The 16,588-nt window shown below is 70.4% G+C and carries 17 protein-coding genes; 7 read left to right on the forward strand and 10 right to left on the reverse strand.

Going from position 1 to position 16,588, the window contains the following annotated elements; all coding sequences use genetic code 11:
- Positions 1 to 44: 44 nt before the first annotated feature.
- Genes BM109_RS30230 through purE form a run of 3 tightly spaced genes read right to left on the reverse strand, consistent with a single transcriptional unit; the run spans position 45 to position 2,774 of the window.
- Complete coding sequence (locus tag BM109_RS30230) at positions 45 to 1,046, reverse strand: L-threonylcarbamoyladenylate synthase (RefSeq protein ID WP_093351243.1); 1,002 nt, start codon at positions 1,044 to 1,046, stop codon at positions 45 to 47.
- A 7-nt stretch (positions 1,047 to 1,053) separates the two neighbouring features.
- The gene (locus BM109_RS30235; RefSeq protein ID WP_093351246.1) at positions 1,054 to 2,235 is read right to left on the reverse strand and encodes a 5-(carboxyamino)imidazole ribonucleotide synthase; all 1,182 of its coding nucleotides are present in this window, start codon (positions 2,233 to 2,235) and stop codon (positions 1,054 to 1,056) included.
- The gene (gene purE, locus BM109_RS30240) at positions 2,232 to 2,774 is read right to left on the reverse strand and encodes a 5-(carboxyamino)imidazole ribonucleotide mutase (RefSeq protein ID WP_093351249.1); all 543 of its coding nucleotides are present in this window, start codon (positions 2,772 to 2,774) and stop codon (positions 2,232 to 2,234) included. The genes BM109_RS30235 and purE overlap by 4 nt, the downstream gene beginning before the upstream one ends.
- A 36-nt stretch (positions 2,775 to 2,810) precedes the next feature.
- Here purE and BM109_RS30245 point away from each other — a divergent pair, with 36 nt between their 5' ends.
- From BM109_RS30245 to BM109_RS30260, 4 genes are all read left to right on the forward strand, one after another.
- Positions 2,811 to 3,731 (forward strand): tetratricopeptide repeat protein, encoded by a 921-nt coding sequence (locus tag BM109_RS30245; protein WP_093351250.1) that lies wholly within the window; start codon positions 2,811 to 2,813, stop codon positions 3,729 to 3,731.
- A gap of 131 nt (positions 3,732 to 3,862) precedes the next feature.
- On the forward strand, positions 3,863 to 4,177 hold the full coding sequence (locus BM109_RS30250; protein ID WP_093351252.1) for a helix-turn-helix transcriptional regulator: 315 nt from the start codon (positions 3,863 to 3,865) through the stop codon (positions 4,175 to 4,177).
- Between the two features lie 55 nt (positions 4,178 to 4,232).
- Positions 4,233 to 5,534 carry a type II toxin-antitoxin system HipA family toxin gene (locus BM109_RS30255; protein WP_093351672.1) on the forward strand — a complete coding sequence of 434 codons (1,302 nt, stop codon included), beginning with the start codon at positions 4,233 to 4,235 and terminating at the stop codon, positions 5,532 to 5,534.
- 145 nt (positions 5,535 to 5,679) lie between these two features.
- Positions 5,680 to 6,093: an META domain-containing protein gene (locus tag BM109_RS30260; protein WP_256222871.1), complete on the forward strand. Its 414-nt coding sequence runs from the start codon at positions 5,680 to 5,682 to the stop codon at positions 6,091 to 6,093.
- A gap of 50 nt (positions 6,094 to 6,143) precedes the next feature.
- Here BM109_RS30260 and BM109_RS30265 read toward each other — a convergent pair whose 3' ends face one another.
- From BM109_RS30265 to BM109_RS30280, 4 genes are all read right to left on the reverse strand, one after another.
- Positions 6,144 to 7,049 (reverse strand): phosphoribosylaminoimidazolesuccinocarboxamide synthase, encoded by a 906-nt coding sequence (locus BM109_RS30265; RefSeq protein ID WP_093351259.1) that lies wholly within the window; start codon positions 7,047 to 7,049, stop codon positions 6,144 to 6,146.
- A 102-nt stretch (positions 7,050 to 7,151) separates the two neighbouring features.
- Positions 7,152 to 8,216, reverse strand: coding sequence for a class II fructose-bisphosphate aldolase (gene fba, locus BM109_RS30270; protein WP_093351263.1), 1,065 nt, complete (start codon positions 8,214 to 8,216; stop codon positions 7,152 to 7,154).
- Positions 8,217 to 8,282: 66 nt separating this feature from the next.
- A complete protein-coding gene (locus tag BM109_RS30275) occupies positions 8,283 to 9,212 on the reverse strand; it encodes an alpha/beta hydrolase (RefSeq protein WP_093351266.1) in 930 nt (309 codons plus the stop codon).
- An 82-nt stretch (positions 9,213 to 9,294) separates the two neighbouring features.
- Positions 9,295 to 9,834: an Lrp/AsnC family transcriptional regulator gene (locus tag BM109_RS30280; RefSeq protein WP_093351268.1), complete on the reverse strand. Its 540-nt coding sequence runs from the start codon at positions 9,832 to 9,834 to the stop codon at positions 9,295 to 9,297.
- A gap of 151 nt (positions 9,835 to 9,985) precedes the next feature.
- Between BM109_RS30280 and BM109_RS30285 the strand changes: the two genes are divergently transcribed.
- Complete coding sequence (locus BM109_RS30285) at positions 9,986 to 11,002, forward strand: 1-aminocyclopropane-1-carboxylate deaminase (protein ID WP_093351271.1); 1,017 nt, start codon at positions 9,986 to 9,988, stop codon at positions 11,000 to 11,002.
- 64 nt (positions 11,003 to 11,066) lie between these two features.
- On the opposite strand, the gene pyk is transcribed toward BM109_RS30285, so the two are convergent.
- The 3 genes from pyk to BM109_RS30300 all read right to left on the reverse strand — a co-directional run bounded on the left by pyk (position 11,067) and on the right by BM109_RS30300 (position 14,807).
- The gene (gene pyk / locus BM109_RS30290) at positions 11,067 to 12,515 is read right to left on the reverse strand and encodes a pyruvate kinase (protein ID WP_093351273.1); all 1,449 of its coding nucleotides are present in this window, start codon (positions 12,513 to 12,515) and stop codon (positions 11,067 to 11,069) included.
- Between the two features lie 100 nt (positions 12,516 to 12,615).
- Positions 12,616 to 13,809, reverse strand: coding sequence for a phosphoglycerate kinase (locus BM109_RS30295; protein WP_093351276.1), 1,194 nt, complete (start codon positions 13,807 to 13,809; stop codon positions 12,616 to 12,618).
- An 89-nt stretch (positions 13,810 to 13,898) separates the two neighbouring features.
- Positions 13,899 to 14,807 carry a LysR family transcriptional regulator gene (locus BM109_RS30300; RefSeq protein WP_093351278.1) on the reverse strand — a complete coding sequence of 303 codons (909 nt, stop codon included), beginning with the start codon at positions 14,805 to 14,807 and terminating at the stop codon, positions 13,899 to 13,901.
- Between the two features lie 106 nt (positions 14,808 to 14,913).
- Between BM109_RS30300 and BM109_RS30305 the strand changes: the two genes are divergently transcribed.
- Positions 14,914 to 15,459: a VOC family protein gene (locus tag BM109_RS30305; RefSeq protein WP_057594377.1), complete on the forward strand. Its 546-nt coding sequence runs from the start codon at positions 14,914 to 14,916 to the stop codon at positions 15,457 to 15,459.
- Positions 15,452 to 16,573, forward strand: coding sequence for an alpha/beta hydrolase family protein (locus BM109_RS30310; protein WP_093351281.1), 1,122 nt, complete (start codon positions 15,452 to 15,454; stop codon positions 16,571 to 16,573). Before BM109_RS30305 ends, BM109_RS30310 begins: the two co-directional genes overlap by 8 nt.
- Positions 16,574 to 16,588: the final 15 nt, after the last annotated feature.

The following is a 16,588-nucleotide window of genomic DNA, read 5'->3' on the forward strand; positions in this document are numbered from 1 at the left end:
AGAAGGCCCGGTACTGCCGGGCCTTTTTTCATGGTGCGCGACGCTCAGGCCGCGGCGGCCCGCTGCAGGCGGTCGCGCACGCCCTCCCACTCGGGCGTGTCGGGCGGCGTCTCGACCCAGATCAGCTTGACGCCCTGGGCGTCGAACTCGCGCAGCACCGCGAACAGCTGCTGCGCGCTGGCGGCCGCGTCGTCGGGCATGCGCCGCTGCACGACGCGCTGCGAACGGCTGCGCACGGCGCTGCGGGTCCAGATCGCGATGTGGGCGGCATTGGCGCCGAGCACGTCGAGGCCGGTCTGGATCGCCTTGGCGTCCATCAGCCGCACCTTGGCGTCGGGCGCGTAGTGCGCCTCGAGCGTGCCCGAGGCGCGCGGGTCGGGCATGGCCATGAGTTCGCGGTCGCGCAGGCGTTCGCCGCAGGCGGCCTCGATCTGCGCGCGCGTGATCAGCCCCGGGCGCAGCAGCACCGGCGCGCCGCGGCTGCAGTCGACGATGGTCGACTCGATGCCGACCTCGCAGGCGCCGCCATCGATCACCGGCACGGTGTCGCCGAACTCGCCGAACACGTGCTGCGCGGTGGTCGGGCTCACGCGGCCGAAGCGGTTGGCGCTCGGGCCCGCGAGGCCGGGCACGCCCTGCTCGGCGCAGGCCTCGAGCAGCGCCTGCGCCACCGGGTGCGAGGGGCAGCGCAGGCCGATGGTGTCCTGCCCGCCCGCGGCGGCGGCGCCCACGCCGGGCTGGCGCGTGACGATCAGGGTCAGCGGTCCGGGCCAGAAGGCCTGCACCAGCTTCTGCGCGAACGGCGGCAGCGGCTGGGCGAAGCGCGACAGCGCCTCGGTGCCCTTGGTGCCGGCGGCCACGTGCACGATCAGCGGATGGTCGGCCGGCCGGCCCTTGGCCTGGAAGATGCCGGCCACGGCCGCGTCGTTGCTGGCGTCGGCGCCGAGGCCGTAGACGGTTTCGGTGGGAAAGGCCACCAGCCCGCCGGCGCGCAGGATGCGCGCCGCTTCGGCGATGGCTGCGGGCGATTGGCCGTCGAGGATCATGCGGCCTTCATGCCACCGGCGGCAGGCCGAGCAGCAGCGCGACCTGCGAGGCGATGGCGCGCACCTGGCCGGCGTCGGCGCCGGTGAAGGTCAGGTGGCCCATCTTGCGGCCGCGGCGCGGCTCGATCTTGCCGTACAGGTGCAGGTGGGCGCCGGGCAGCGCGAGCACCTCGCTCCAGCGCGGCGAGACCGGCGTGTCGTCGCCGGCCGAGAACCACAGGTCGCCCAGCAGGTTCAGCATGACGGCCGGGCTGTGCTGGCGCGGCATGGCCAGCGGCAGGCCGGCCAGGGTGCGCACCTGCAGCTCGAACTGCGACACGTCGCAGGCCTCCATGGTGTAGTGGCCGCTGTTGTGCGGGCGCGGCGCCATCTCGTTGACCACCAGCGAGCCGTCGGCCAGCACGAAGAACTCGACGCACAGCACGCCGACGTAACCGAGGCCGTTGGCGATGTTCTTCGCCCCGGTGATCGCGGCCTGGGCCACGGTCTTGGGCATGTTCTGCGGATGCACCTCGGTCACGGCCAGGATGCCGTCGCGGTGCAGGTTGCGCTGGGGCGGGAAGTGCACCACCTGGCCGTCGCGGCCGCGCGCCACGATCACCGAGCATTCGAAGTCCAGCGGCAGCAGCTGCTCGAGCACGCAGGGCACGCAGCCCGTGGCCTGCCAGGCATCGACCAGCTCGGCGCGCGTGCGCACGCGCTGCTGGCCCTTGCCGTCGTAGCCCAGGCGCGCGGTCTTCAGGATGCCGGGCAGGAGCCGGTCGTCCACCGCCGCGAGCTGGGCCGCCGTCTCGATCGCCGCGTAGGGCGCGCAGGCCACGCCGCAGCGGCCGAAATGGGCCTTCTCGGCGATCCGGTCCTGCGCGATCGCGATCGCCGGGGCGGCGGGCGCCACCGGCCGCGCCACCGCGAGGTGCTCGAGCGAGGGCGCGGGCACGTTCTCGAACTCGGTGGTCACGGCGTCGGCCAGGCCGGCCAGCCGCGCGAGGCCGTCGACGTCGCCGTAGTCGGTGTGGATGTGGTGGTGGCTGACCCGGCCGGCCGGGCTGTCGGCGTCGGGGTCGAGCACCGCGGTGAAGTAGCCCATGCGCTGGGCGGCATGCACGAACATGCGGCCGAGCTGGCCGCCGCCGAGCACGCCGAGCGTGGCGCCCGGAAGGATCGGCAGGTCGCCGTGGTTGCTGCTCACAGGGCACCTCCGCCTTGCGGCGAGAAAGGAGAAACCGGGGCCGGTTCCACGGGCGGCAGCGCCATCGCCTCGGCCGCGGCGGTCTGGGCCGCGCGGAAGGCATCGAGCTTCGCGCGCAGGCCGGGGTCGTTGACCGCCAGCATCGAGACCGCGAACAGCGCCGCGTTGGCCGCGCCGGCGTTGCCGATGGCGAAGGTGGCGACCGGCACGCCCTTGGGCATCTGCACGATGCTGTAGAGGGAATCGACGCCCTGCAGGTGCCGGCTGGCGACCGGCACGCCGAGCACCGGCACCGTGGTCTTGGAGGCCAGCATGCCCGGCAGGTGGGCCGCGCCCCCCGCGCCGGCGATGATCGCCGCGAGGCCGCGCCCGGCGACGCTTTCGGCGTACGCGAAGAGCGTATCGGGCATGCGGTGGGCGGAGACCACCTTCGCTTCGTGACGGATGCCGAATTGCTGGAGAATCTCGACCGCGTTGCGCATCGTCTCCCAATCGGAGTTGGAGCCCATCACCACACCGACCTGAATGGTTTCGTTCATGGTTTCAATTTTACGTTTCACCCCCAGTTGTTCCCGATGATCGACATCACTCTCGAAAATTTCCAGGACGAGCTGATCGAAGCCTCCCTCGCCCGGCCGGTGCTGCTGGACATCTGGGCCGAATGGTGCGGCCCCTGCAAACAGCTCGGGCCGGTGCTCGAAAAGCTCGAGGTGGAGTACGCCGGACGCTTCACGCTGGCCAAGCTCGACGCCGACAAGGTGCCGCAGATCTCCTCGCAGCTGTCCGAGATGTTCGGCGTGCGCAGCATCCCGTTCTGCGTGATGTTCAAGGACGGCCAGCCGGTCGACGGCTTCGTCGGCGCCATCCCCGCCGAGAAGATCCGCGAGTTCCTCGACAAGCACGTGCCGGGCGCCGACGAGGCCGAAGCGGCCGCCGAGGAAGAAGCGGCGCAGGAAGCGCTGGCCGAGGGCGACACCGAGGGTGCGCTCGAGAAGCTGCAGCACGCGGTGGCCACCGACCCGGCCAACGACGATGCCCGCTTCGACTACGTGAAGCTGCTGCTGCAGCTCGGCCGTTCCGACGACGCCAAGGTGGCGTTCGCGCCGGTGATCGCCAAGGCCGCGGCGGTGCGCCGCTTCGAGGCGCTGCAGCGCTGGATGGACGCCATCGATTTCGCCGCCCCGCCCACGGGTGCGGCACCGGCCGTGGCCGAGCTCGACGCGAAGATCGCCGCCAACAAGCGCGACTTCCAGGCCCGCTTCGACCGCGCCCGCCTGCTGGTCGCCGACCAGCAGTGGACCGCCGCGATGGACGAGCTGCTCGAGATCCTGATGCGCGACAAGGCCTGGAGCGAGGAGCTCGCGCGCAAGACCTACGTGGCGATCCTCGAGCTGATCGAGCCGCCCAAGGTGAAGGTGGCCGACGGCCAGATCCCGCCCGACGATCCGACCGTGGCGACCTACCGTCGCCGGCTCAGCAGCGTGGTGTTGAGCTGAGGCGATTTCCGCAAAAGCGCAGCCGAATGCGCAATTTCATCAAAAAGCGACTTACGAGTCGCTTTTTTATTTGCCTCGCCACGCCCACATAGCTACTATTAATACTCTTTTTTCCTGAAAAGATCGCTCCAATGATCCATTTGATCCAGGAACTCGAACAGGCGCGCAAGGCCGCTGGCCTGAGCCAGGAGGCGCTGGCCACGCGCGCGGGCCTGTCGCGCATGACGGTGCAGCGCATCGAGAGCGGCCAGATCGATCCGCGGCTGTCGACCCTGCTCGAGATGGCGCGCGTGCTGGGGCTCGACCTGATGCCGGTGCCCGCGGCGCTGCGCCCCACGCTCGAGGACTTCGTGCGCGCGGGCGGCCGGCTGCTCGGCCAGCCGGCCGGCATCGAGGCGCCGCCGTCGATCGCGCAGAGCCTGGAGACCGGGCGCGGCCCGCGCTGAGCGCCCCGCCACCGTGAGCGACGCCGCCTTCACCACCAGCATCCGCTACCTGCGGATGTACCTGCACGCCCCGGGCGGCGATGCCTCGCGGCGGCGCGCCATCGGCTGGCTCTCGCAATACGGCGACATCCTGCGCGTGTCCTTCGACCCCGGCTATGTCGACGACCCGGCGCGCCCCACGCTGTCGCTGGCCTACCGCGGCGCCGACGAGGCCGCCACGCGCGCCATCCTGGGCTCGGCACGCGATGCACGGGTGTCGCGCGGCGACGGCCACTGGCCCGGCTATTTCCAGAACCTGCTGCCCGAGGGCCACAACCGCGAGCGCCTCGCGCAGCAGCGCGGCTGCCGCGCCGACGACGAGTTCGAACTGCTGGCCGCCGCCGGCCACGACCTGATGGGCGCGATCGAGGTCGAGCCGGTGCCCCGGGCCGAGGGCATTCCCGACACGGTGCGGCACTGGCACACCGCGCTCGGGCTCGACGTGCTCGAGCCCGGCTTCGTCGAGATGCCGGTGGAGGACGCCGCCGCCATCCCCGGCGTGGTGACCAAGTTCTCGGCCGTGCAGGACGGCCGGCGCTACGTGGTGCGGCGCCACGGCGCGGCCGGTTCCTTCATCCTCAAGCTGCCGACCACGCGCCATCCGGACCTGGTCGCCAACGAGATCACCGGCTACCGCCTGTGCGGCGCGCTCGGCCTGGACTGCGCCGAGGCCAGCGTGATCGGCCGCGCCGACGCCGACCTGCCCGAGCAGTTGCCGTTCGAGCAGATCCTCGCGGTGCGCCGCTTCGACCGCACGCCCGACGGCGGGCGCATCCACATGGAGGAGTTCGCGCAGGTGCTGCAGTACGAGCCGCGCCAGAAGTACGGCCGCGGCCTCGCGATCGACGGGCCCGCGATGCTGCGCGTGCTCGACCGGCTGTCGCCGAACCCGGTGGCCGACGTGCGCGAATGCGTGCGCCGCATCGTCGCCTTCATCCTGCTGGGCAACAGCGACGCGCACCTGAAGAACTGGGCGCTGCGCTATCCCGACGGCGTGGCGCCGGTGCTCGCGCCGCTCTACGACCCGGTCTGCGTGGCCGCCTTCTTCGAGCAGGTGCCCGGCGGCGACTACGCGGTCAACCGCGCCATCGACGCCAAGCTGCGCGCCTTCGGCTGGCCCGCGCTCGAGGCGCTGCTGCGCGACGCCGGGCTGCTGCGTCCCGCGCGGCTGCTGGCGATCGCGCGCGACACGGTGCGCCAGGCGCGCGCCGAGTGGCCGGCGCTGCTGGCCGACGACGCCACGCCGCCGGCCGTGCGGCGCTGCGTGCAGGCGCGGCTCGATGGCGGCGTGGCGCTCGCGGCCGACCTGCCGCGCTGAGCGCGCGGGGCTCGAACACCCACTGGCCCCCGGCGTTGGCGAGCCACGCCGGCTCGCATACGATGACGCCGATTTCACCTTGTTGCAGATTCGTCAAAAGGACAGACTGGCCATGCGCTCCTCCGCCCGCCCTGCCGCCCTCCGCGTGCTTCCCGCCCTCGCCGCCACCGCGCTCGCGGCACTGCTGACCGCCTGCGGCAGCGGCATCAACCTCGACGAGCCGATCGAAGGCCCGGTGTGGCGCCTGGCGCAGCTGGGCGAGGAGGCGATCGCGCCGGGCAGCGACGCGCAGCTGCAGTTCGACCGCGCCAACGCCCGCGTCACCGGCTCGGGCGGCTGCAACCGCATCTCGGGCTCGTACACGCGCACCGGCAGCGCCTTGCGCATCGGCCAGATCGCCGCCACCCGCATGGCCTGCGCCGACCCGGTGCGCGGCGCGACCGAGGCGCAGTTCCTCGCGGTGCTGCAGGGCACGACCAGCTACCGGCTGGCGCCCGGACGGCTGACCCTGCTCGACGCGGGCGGGCGCACGGTGGCAACGCTGAGTTCGGGTCGCTGAAAAGGAAAAGGGCCGGAGAACCGACCCTTTGATACGAAACCCCGGCCCGCTCAGGCCGTCAGCCGCTCCAGCGCCTCGCGGTACTTGGCGGCGGTCTTCTCGATCACCTCGGCCGGCAGGCGCGGCGCCGGCGGCGTCTTGTCCCAGGGCTTGCCGTTGATCTTGGTGGCCTCGAGCCAGTCGCGCACGAACTGCTTGTCGTAGCTCGGCGGGTTGGTGCCGGCGGCCAGCGCGGCCTCGTAGCCCTCGACCGGCCAGTAGCGCGAGCTGTCGGGCGTGAGCACCTCGTCCATCAGCACCAGCGTGCCGGCCTCGTCGAGGCCGAACTCGAACTTGGTGTCGGCAATGATCATGCCCTTGGTCAGCGCGATCTGGGCCGCGGTCTCGTAGATCGCGATGCTGGTCTCGCGGATCTGCTGCGCGAGCTTGGGGCCGACGATCTCGACCACGCGCTCGTAGCTGATGTTCTCGTCGTGCTCGCCGGCGGCGGCCTTGGCCGCGGGCGTGAAGATCGGGCGCGGCAGCTTGCTCGCGTTGGTCAGGCCCTCGGGCAGCGGCACGCCGCAGACCGCGCGCGATTCCTGGTATTCCTTCCAGCCGCTGCCGGCCAGGTAGCCGCGCACCACGGCCTCGACCGGGATCGGCTTCAGGCGCTTGACCAGCATCGAGCGGCCCGTGACCTGGGCGACTTCCTCGGGCTTGACCACGCTCTCGGGCGCGTCGCCGGTCAGGTGGTTGGGGCAGAGCTGGCCGAGCCGGTCGAACCACCACAGCGCCATCTGCGTGAGGATCTCGCCCTTGCCGGGGATCGGCTCGCCCATGATCACGTCGAAGGCGCTGAGCCGGTCGCTCGCGACCATCAGGATGCGGTCCTCGCCGACCGCGTAGTTGTCGCGCACCTTCCCGCGCGCAAGCAGGGGCAGGCTCTGGATGGAGGAGGTGTGGACGGTGGTCATGGGCAGGGACAGCGAACGGTGAAAAACGGGGGACGGTGAAGCGGATTGTGCGCGCAGAAAAAAGCCACCGCGAGCGGTGGCCGGGTATTCACGGCAAGCGGCTCAGACCACTTCTTGCGCGAGCTCGCCCTTGGTGTACTTGGCGGCGACGACCTGCAGCGATTCGCCCTTGATCTTGGGCGCCTGGCCTTCGCAGCCGAACTCGATGTAGCGCTGCTTGCAGATCTGCTTGGCGGCTTCGCGCGCGGGCTTGAGCCACTCGCGGGCATCGAACTTCTCGGGATTCTCGGCCAGGAACTTGCGCACCGCGCCGGTCATCGCGAGGCGGATGTCGGTGTCGATGTTGATCTTGCGCACGCCGTACTTGATGGCTTCCTGGATTTCCTCGACCGGCACGCCGTAGGTTTCCTTCATGTTGCCGCCGTACTGGCGAATGATCTCGAGCAGGTCCTGCGGCACCGACGACGAACCGTGCATCACCAGGTGGGTGTTGGGCAGGCGGGCGTGGATTTCCTTCACGCGCGAGATCGACAGGATGTCGCCGGTGGGCTTGCGGGTGAACTTGTAGGCGCCGTGGCTGGTGCCGATCGCGATGGCCAGCGCGTCGAGCTGCGTGGCCTTGACGAACTGGGCGGCTTCCTCGGGGTCGGTCAGCAGGGCCGAGTGGTCGAGCACGCCCTCGGCGCCGATGCCGTCTTCCTCGCCGGCCATGCCGGTCTCGAGCGAGCCCAGGCAGCCCAGTTCGCCCTCGACGGTGACGCCGACCTTGTGGGCCAGCTGCACCACCTTGCGGGTCACGTCGACGTTGTAGTCGAACGAAGCCGGCGTCTTGCCGTCCTCGTGCAGCGAGCCGTCCATCATCACGGACGAGAAACCGAGGTCGATGGCGCCCTGGCAGATGGCCGGGCTCTGGCCATGGTCCTGGTGCATCACCAGCGGAATCTGCGGATAGGCCTCGATGGCGGCCTGGATCAGGTGCTTGATGAAGGCTTCGCCGGCGTACTTGCGGGCACCAGCGCTGGCCTGGAGGATCACGGGCGCGCCGACTTCCTTGGCGGCTTCCATCACGGCCTGGACCTGTTCGAGGTTGTTGACGTTGAAGGCCGGAATGCCGTAGCCGTTGGCGGCTGCATGGTCCAGCAGTTCGCGCATCGAGACGAGTGCCATGGGGAAATACCTCGCGGGAAATAGGGTGAGAAGACGGGGAGAAGACGAGAGAAAACTGCCGCGATTCTACCGAGGGCCCTTGTGGGACGGGACTGACGGCAACCCGAGGAAATCGACCACGGGCGGCAGCACCGGACCGCCCAGCCACTGGATGGGTTTGCCGAAGGCGCCCATCAGCGTGACGTGGCTCAGGTTGTCGAACACCCGCACCTCGACCGGCACGCCCGCGGCGCGCAGCGCGGCCGCCATTGGCAGGGTGTTGCGCTCGGGGTAGACCAGGTTGTCCTTGGCCGCGGCCATCAGCAGCGTGCGCGGCGCGCCCGGCGTGACGTGGGCGAGCGGCTGCGAATCGGCCGGCGTGCGCGGCCAGTCGAAGGCGACGCGGGTCTGCGGATCGCCGATGGGCAGGAAGTCGTAGGGCCCGGCCAGCCCGATCCAGCCCGCGAGCTGGCGCGGACTGGCGCCGAGCTCGCCGAGCCAGCGGCCGTCGAGCGCGACCATGGCCGCGTTGTAGCCGCCCGAGCTGTGGCCCATCACGTAGACCTGCTTCGGGTCGGCGCCGAGTTGGGCCGCGTTGTCGAGCGCCCATTTCACCGCCAGCGCGCTGTCGCGCACGAACACCGGATAGGTATGGCGCGGCGACAGGCCGTAGTCGGGCACCACCACCACCGCACCGCGCGCGGCCAGCGCCTCGCCGAGGAAGCGGTAGCTCGCGCGGTCGCCGGTGCTCCAGGTGCCGCCGAAGAAGAACACCACCAGCGGCCGCCGGCCGCGCGCGGGCGCGGTGTCGGGCAATGGCTGGTAGACGTCGAGCTGCTGGCGCGGCGCGGATCCGTAGGCGATGTCGCCCTGGAACTGGTAGGTGTCGGTGGGCACCAGGCCGTTGAGCAGCTTGATCGGCGAGCAGGCCGCGAGCGCGGTGGCCGCGGCGACGCCCAGAGCGGTGGACAGGGCACGGCGGCGCCGGCGAAGCGACGCAAGGACGGGAAAGGTCATCGAAGGGGTACGCGCGGGAAGGGGCGCCGGTTTCGCGGCGCGACGAAGCGCCGATTGCAGCGCATGGCGCGCGCGCCGCGTGTCAGAGAGGCAGCTGTGTGGTCGACAGCACCTGCTTGAGCACCACGAAGGTCCGGATCTGCCGCACGCCCGGCAGGTAGAGCAGCTGCTCGGCATGCAGCCGGTTGAAGCTGTCGTTGTCGCGCGTGCGCACCAGCATGAAGTAGTCGAACTCGCCCGTGACCACATGGCATTCGAGGCAGCCCGAGACCTTCTGCGCGGCCTTCTCGAAGTCGGCGAAGGAGTCGGGCGTGGAGCGGTCGAGCACCACGCCGATCATCACCAGCATGCCCATGTCGAGCGCCTGCGCGTCGAGCAGCGCGACCACGCCCTTGATCAGGCCCGAGGCCTTGAGCCGCTCGACGCGGCGCAGGCAGGCCGGCGCGCTGAGGCTGACCTTGGCGGCCAGCGCGACGTTGGACATCGAGGCGTCGCGCTGCAGCGCGCGCAGGATCGCGCGGTCGGTGCGGTCGAGCGCGGCGGCCGCCGAAACGGCGGGCGTGGGGGCCTGCTGCGGCTTGGCGGAACGCGCAGGCGAGGAACGCAATTTTGTTGTGCTCATGGCGGCTTTGGCGCATCAAATGGCTTCGATCCCCGCATCTTGATTTCTTTTGATTTGCGAGGCCACCGAATTTTGCAACCCTGTTGCTCGGCCTTCTTCCTACCATCGGCTTCATCGCCCTTCCCCTGTGCTTCACCCTGGAGTCTTGCCGATGAACCTGAAGAAATTCCCCCGCCACGTGCTGACCTTCGGCCCGACGCCGATCCATCCGCTCCCGCGCCTGAGCGCCCACCTCGGCGGCAAGGTCGAGCTCTATGCGAAGCGCGAGGACTGCAACAGCGGCCTCGCCTTCGGCGGCAACAAGACGCGCAAGCTCGAGTACCTGATCCCCGAGGCGCTCGAGGGCGGCTACGACACGCTGGTGTCGATCGGCGGCATCCAGTCGAACCAGACCCGGCAGGTGGCCGCGGTGGCCGCGCACCTGGGCCTGAAGTGCGTGCTGGTGCAGGAGAACTGGGTCAACTACTCCGACGCGGTGTACGACCGCGTGGGCAACATCGAGATGTCGCGCATCCTCGGCGCCGACGTGCGGCTCGACGCGGCCGGCTTCGACATCGGCATCCGCAAGAGCTGGGAGGACGCGATGGACAGCGTGCGCCAGGCCGGCGGCAAGCCGTTCCCGATTCCCGCGGGCTGCTCCGAGCATCCGCTGGGCGGGCTGGGCTTCGTGGGCTTCGCCGAGGAAGTGCGCCAGCAGGAGGCCGAGCTCGACTTCAAGTTCGACTACATCGTGCTCTGCTCGGTCACAGGCAGCACGCAGGCCGGCATGGTGGCGGGCTTCGCGGCCGACGGCCGGGCCGATCGCGTGATCGGCATCGACGCCTCGGCCAAGCCGCAGCAGACCTTCGAGCAGATCCTGCGCATCGCGCGCAACACGGCCGAGTTGATCGAGCTGGGCCGCGAGATCACCGAGAAGGACGTGGTGCTCGACCGCCGCTTCGGCGGCCCCGAGTACGGCCTGCCGAACGAGGGCACGCTGGAGGCGATCCGCCTGAGCGCGCGCTTCGAGGGCATGCTGACCGACCCGGTGTACGAGGGCAAGTCGATGCACGGGATGATCGAGAAGGTGCGCCTGGGCGAATTCCCGGCCGGCTCGAAGGTGCTCTATGCGCACCTGGGCGGCGTGCCGGCGCTCAACGCCTACAGCTTCCTGTTCCGCAACGGCTGACCGGAGGCCGGCGCCAGGAAGAAAGGCCGGCATGCGCCGGCCTTTGTCTTTGTCAGCGCGCGGATCAGCTCGCGCGGCAGATCTTCAGCATGTTGGTGCCGCCCGGCGCGCCCATCGGCTCGCCGCAGGTGATCGCGTAGACGTCGCCGCTCTGCACGATGCCGCGCTTCTTCAGATGCGCCTCGGCCTGCTCGAGCGCGGTGTCGCGGTCGCTTTCCGAATCCATCAGCAGCGGGCGCACGTTGCGGTAGAGCGCCATCTTGCGCTGCGTGGCCAGGCGCGAGGTCAGCGCGTACATCGGGATGTGGGCGCGGTGGCGGCTCATCCACAGCGGGGTCGAGCCCGACTCGGTCAGCGCGACGATGGCCTTGGCGCCCAGGTGGTGCGCGGTGAACAGCGCGCCCATGGCGATCGACTGGTCGATGCGCGCATAGGACTGGCCGCTGAAGTCGGCGTCGAGCTGCTTGTCTTCGGCGGCCTCGGCGGCTTCGCAGATGCGGCTCATCTCCTGCACGGTCTCGAGCGGATAGCGGCCCGAGGCGGTCTCGGCCGAGAGCATCACGGCGTCGGTGCCGTCGAGCACCGCGTTCGCCACGTCGCTGACCTCGGCGCGCGTGGGCACGGGGTTGGTGATCATCGACTCCATCATCTGGGTCGCGGTGATCGCCACCTTGTCCATCTCGCGCGCCATGCGGATCATCCTCTTCTGCAGCGCCGGCACCGCGGCATTGCCGACCTCGACCGCGAGGTCGCCGCGCGCGACCATGATGCCGTCGCTGGCGCGCAGGATCTCCTCGAGCCGGGGGATCGCCTCGGCGCGCTCGATCTTCGCGATCAGTCCGGGCTTGTGGCCGTATTCGGCGGCCGCCACGTTGCACAGCTGGCGCGCCATTTCCATGTCGGTCGCGTTCTTCGGGAAGCTCACGGCCACGTAGTCGGCCTGGAAGCTCATCGCGGTCTTGATGTCCTCCATGTCCTTGGCCGTGAGTGCGGGCGCCGTGAGGCCGCCGCCCTGCTTGTTGATGCCCTTGTTGTTCGAGAGCTCGCCGCCGAGCTTGACGGTGGTGTGCACCGCCTCGCCGCGCACGGCGTCGACCACCAGCACGATCAGGCCGTCGTTGAGCAGCAGCCGGTCGCCGGCGCGCACGTCGCGCGGCAGGTCCTTGTAGTCGAGGCCCACGGCATCGATGTCGCCGGGCTCGGTGCGCGAGGCGTCGAGCACGAACTTCGCGCCCGGCTCGAGCCAGATCTTGCCCTGCGCGAACTTGCCCACGCGGATCTTCGGGCCCTGCAGGTCGGCCATGATCGCGACCTCGCGGCCGGCCTTGCGCGCCGCCTCGCGGACCATGGTGGCGCGGTCGATGTGGTCCTGCGCCGTCCCGTGGCTGAAGTTGAGCCGGACCACGCTCACCTTGTGGATGATCATCTGCTCGAGCAGCTCGGGCGTGCTCGACGCGGGGCCGAGCGTAGCGACGATCTTGGTGGCGTGGCGGGGAAGGCGGTCGGTGCTCATGGATCTATCTCCGTTTTTGTATCCGCTACTGTATACAATTTATGTGTCGCGTGGAAGACACCACGCGGATCGATGGAATCCGCGCGATCCCTCCGCGCTCTCAGCCCGCGGCGCGCTTGGCCAGGATCTCGAAGGCCGGCAGGGTCTTGCCCTCCAGCACCTCGAGGAAGGCGCCGCCGCCGGTCGAGATGTAGCCCACGTCCTTCTCGATGCCGTACTTGGCGATCGCCGCGAGGGTGTCGCCGCCGCCGGCGATCGAGAACGCGCTGCTTTCGGCGATCGCCTGGGCGATGGCCTTGGTGCCGCCCGCGAAGGCGTCGAACTCGAACACGCCCACCGGGCCGTTCCAGACGATGGTGCCGGCCTCGCGCAGTTGCGCGGCCAGTTGCGCGGCCGTCTTCGGGCCGATGTCGAGGATCAGGTCGTCGTCGGCCACCTCGCTGGCCGCCTTGACGGTGGCCGGCGCGTCGGCCGCGAAGGTCTTGGCCGTGACCACGTCGACCGGGATCGGCACGTCGGCGCCGCGCGCGCGCATCGATTCGATCACCGACTTCGCCTGGTCGACCAGGTCGGGCTCGGCCAGCGACTTGCCGATCTTCAGGCCGGCCGCGAGCAGGAAGGTGTTGGCGATGCCGCCGCCGACGATCAGCTGGTCGACGTTGGCCGACAGGCTCTGCAGGATCGTGAGCTTGGTGCTGACCTTGGAGCCCGCGACGATCGCCACCAGCGGGCGCTTGGGCTGGGCCAGGGCCTTGGTGATGGCGTCGATCTCGGCCGCCAGCAGCGGGCCGGCGCTCGCCACCTTGGCGAACTGCGCGATGCCGTAGGTGGTGGCCTCGGCGCGGTGCGCGGTGCCGAAGGCGTCGTTGACGTAGATGTCGGTCAGCGCGGCGAGCTTGCGCGCGAGCGCCTCGTCGTTCTTCTTCTCGCCCTTGTTGAGGCGGCAGTTCTCGAGCAGCACGACCTGGCCCGGCTTCACGTCGACACCGTCGACCCAGTTCGCGACCAAGGGCACCTCGCGGCCCAGCAGCTCGCCCAGGCGCTGGGCGACCGGCGCCAGCGAATCCTCGGGCTTGAACTCGCCCTCGGTCGGGCGGCCCAGGTGCGAGGTGACCATCACCGCGGCACCGGCGTCGAGGGCCAGCTGGATGCAGGGCACCGAGGCGCGGATGCGGGTGTCCTCGGTGATGTTGCCGGCATCGTCCTGCGGCACGTTGAGGTCGGCACGGATGAAGACGCGCTGGCCGGCGGCTTTGCCCTGGGCGCAGAGGTCGGTGAATCGAAGAACGTTCATGGTCTGGATGGGATGGATACGGGTCGCCCCGCATTGTAGGTAGGGCCTCACTGCGCGACTGTGCGTCTCGTGACGCCGGCCGATGCTTTTCAGGCCTCGCCCCGCTCGCTGGCGAAGCGCTCCAGAATCTGCACGAAGCTGGCCGCCGCGGGCGACAGCGAACGCCGCGCCGCGCCGTAGACGCAGACCTCGCGGTGGAAGTCGGGCGCCTCCAGCCGCACCATGCGCAACCCGTGCGCCTGCACCAGCGGCGCCGAGTAGGTCGGGCACACGGTCAGCCCGAGCCCCGAGGCCACCATGCCGAGCGCGGTCGTCATGTACGACACCTCCTGGGTGCCGGGGCGCTGCATCCAGGCGCGCTCGGCGCTCGCGAGCTCGGGCAGCACGCGCTGGCGGAAGTCGCGCGTGGGCGCGATGAAGGTGTAGGGCGCCAGTTCGGCCCAGCGCACCTTGCGCCGCCCCTCGAAGGCATGGCCGGGTGGGCAGATCAGCCAGTGGCGGTCGCGCAGCAGCGTGCGGCGCTCGATCAGCGCCGGGTCGACCTCGAGGTCCTGCCCCACGGCCAGCTCGACCTCGCCCGCGAGGATGCCGTCGAGCAGGTGCTCGGGCAGGGTGTCGGCCAGTCGCACCTCCACGTCGGGGTATTGCGCGCGGTACACGGCGATCACGCGCGGCATCAGCGTGCAGGCCATGAGCTGCGGCGCGGCCAGCCGCAGCAGGCCCTTCTTCTTGTCGCGCAGCTCGGTCACGCCGGCCACCGCGCCCGCGAGGTCGCCGAGCAGCCGGTGCACCGAGGGCAGGAACTCGCGCCCGGCCTCCGACAGCAGCACGCGCCGCGTGTGGCGGTCGAGCAGTTGCACGCCCATCTCGCGCTCGAGCTCGCGCACCAGCACGCTGAGCGCCGACTGCGTCAGGTGCAGTTGCTGGGCCGCGGCGGTGAAGCTGCCGGTCTCGGCGACGGCGGCGAAGGCGCGCAGCTGGCGCAAGGTCAGATTCATATGGCTATTTCATCAATCGATGAATTAATTTCGATTGCATCATAGGTCCAGCCATCGCCCAATAGCGGCTCGGACGGCCCCGATGGCCGTCCCGGAGACAAACCCGATGCCGACCCCATCCGCCGCGCCCCCGATCCGGGGCCTGCACCATTTCGCCTGGCGCTGCCGCGACAGCGAGGAAACCCGCCGCTTCTACGAGGACCTGCTCGGCCTGCCGCTGGTGCACGTGATCAAGAGCGACCACGTGCCGAGCACCGGCGAGTACTGCCCCTACGTCCACATCTTCTTCCGGATGCGCGACGGCTCGTTCATCGCCTTCTTCGACCTCGGCGACGACATCGCCGCGCTGCCCTCGCCCAACACGCCCTCGTGGGTCAACCACATCGCGCTGCGCGTGGACGGCGTGCCCGACCTGCTGGCCGCCAAGGCCCGGCTCGAGGCCGCGGGCGTCGAGGTGCTGGGCATCACCGACCACCACATCATCGAGTCGATCTACTTCTTCGACCCCAACGGCATCCGCGTGGAACTGACCACGCCGACGGTGCCGCAGGCCGAGATGGACGCGCACGCGCTGCGCGCCCATGCCGACCTCGACGCCTGGACCGCGCGCAAGGCGCAGCTGCTGGCCGCGAAAGGCACGGCCGATGCCTGAACTGCAACTCGCCGTCATCGACGTCAAGCCGGGCGCGGCGCTCGAGAGCCAGTCGGGCCTGCAGATGCTGCGCCCGCGCATCTACGGCGCCTACCGCGCGCCCGCGGGGCCGAAGCGCATCGCGGCGATCGTGATGCATCCCACCAGCAACTTCATGGGCCACTACCTGATCGCGCCGCTGGCCGAGCGCGGCATCTGCTGCATGGGGCTCAACTCGCGCTACGTCGGCAACGACACGGTGCTGCTGATGGAGCGCGCGATCCAGGACCTGGGCGCCGGCGTGCAGTACCTGCGCGCGGCCGGCTACGAGAAGGTGTTCCTGATCGGCAACTCGGGCGGCGCCGCGCTCGCGGCCTTCTACCAGGCGCAGGCCGAGCGGCTCACGGCCACGCACTTCGCCGACGGCGACCCCACCCACCTGCACCCCGTCGACCTGCCGCCGGTCGACGGCATCGCGCTGTGCGCCGCGCACCTGGGCCGCACGCGGCTGATGCGCGACTGGATCGATCCCTCGGTCACCGACGAGCACGACCCGCTGTCGGTGGACCCCGAACTCGACATGTACGACGCGCGCCACCGCGTGCCCTACGACGCCGACTTCCTCGCGCGCTTCTCCACCGCGCAGCAGGCGCGGCTCGCGCGCATCGAGCAGTGGTGCCTCGACCGGCTCGCGCTGCTGCGCGGCACCGAGGGCGCGCCGCGCGACCAGACCTTCATCGTCTACCGCACCCATGCCGATCCGCGCTGCGTCGACCTCTCGCTCGATCCCAACGACCGCCTGCCCGGCAGCGTCTGGGGCGACGCGCGCCAGGTCAACTACTCGGCCAACGCGATGGGCCGCACCACCTCGCTCACGGCCTTCCTCTCGCAGTGGTCCTCGCGCTCGCAGGCCGACGGCCCCACCAACCTCGCGCGCACCACGGTGCCCAAGCTGCTGCTGACCTACACCGGCGACCAGTCGACCTTCCCGAGCACGCGCGATGCCTGGCTGGCCGCGGGCGGCGCGCGCATCCGCAACGTCGACATCGTCGGCGGCAACCACTACCTCGCGGGGCAGCCGGAGCTGGTGCCGCAGGCCGCCGACGCGATCGCCGAGTTCGCGCATTCGCTCTAGTCACGCAGGCAAGCC

Origin of the sequence: Variovorax sp. PDC80, from assembly GCF_900115375.1 — a bacterium.
Classification (GTDB): Bacteria; Pseudomonadota; Gammaproteobacteria; order Burkholderiales; family Burkholderiaceae_C; genus Variovorax.